This window comes from Pseudomonas sp. 2995-1, assembly GCF_002742505.1.
GTDB lineage: Bacteria > Pseudomonadota > Gammaproteobacteria > Pseudomonadales > Pseudomonadaceae > Aquipseudomonas > Aquipseudomonas sivasensis.
This window is the reverse complement of sequence record NZ_LJSA01000473.1, coordinates 1-321: the sequence shown is the minus strand read 5'-3', so window position 1 is coordinate 321 and position 321 is coordinate 1. Positions and strand designations below refer to the sequence as shown.

Below are 321 nucleotides of genomic sequence, written 5' to 3'. Positions count from 1 at the left end.
TCATTAATGTATCGATGATCGAGGTAAATCTCAATCTCATTTTTCCAAATCTCCTTCACATCACCAAAGTCAATCATGAGACCATTATCATCTACGTAACCACTAATCCCAAAAATCACCTTATACGTATGGCCATGGAGATTTTTACATTTTCCTTCATAGCTGTGCAAGTGATGGGCTGCATCGAAAGTAAATTCCTTACTTACTAATACTCTTTTATTGTGATACTTTAACTCTTCTTTTATGATATCTGTGCCTAATTTCTGCATCTTCTCAACGATGTTAAAACCAAACATAACGTTAAACCCCTTCCCTTTGTAA

The 321-nt window shown here is 34.9% G+C and carries 1 protein-coding gene; it reads right to left on the bottom strand.

Features of this window, described 5'->3' with window-relative positions; all coding sequences use genetic code 11:
• A partial coding sequence (locus AOA61_RS24565) for a 6-carboxytetrahydropterin synthase (RefSeq protein WP_143521249.1) occupies positions 1-296 on the bottom strand: 296 nt, incomplete at its 3' end.
• Positions 297-321: the final 25 nt, after the last annotated feature.